Consider the following 266-nt stretch of genomic DNA (forward strand, 5'->3'; position numbering starts at 1 on the left):
GCGCCAGAGCGCCGATCACACTACCGTCGAGGAGTTGCGGTAGCAGTGCGCGATGCTGCTCGGCACTGCCGAGCCGCAGGACGGCTTCGATGGCGCCGGTGGTGGTGAGCACGGGCACCGGTGTGAGTGCACGGCCCAGTTCCTGCGCGACGATCGCGGTTTCGAGGACACTGAATCCGCCGCCGCCGAATTCCTCGGCGATATGCAGGCTCGGAATCCCCATGTTCGAGGTCAGCAGCTGCCAGGTATCGGCATCGTAGGTGCCC

1 protein-coding gene is annotated in these 266 nt (G+C 66.2%); it reads right to left on the minus strand.

Features of this window, described 5'->3' with window-relative positions; translation table 11 throughout:
- Positions 1–266, minus strand: a 266-nt coding sequence (locus CUZ56_RS15125) for an acyl-CoA dehydrogenase family protein (RefSeq protein ID WP_148113773.1), incomplete at both ends; no start/stop codon positions are given.

This window comes from Saezia sanguinis (assembly GCF_003991585.1).
Classification (GTDB): domain Bacteria; phylum Pseudomonadota; class Gammaproteobacteria; order Burkholderiales; family Burkholderiaceae_C; genus Saezia; species Saezia sanguinis.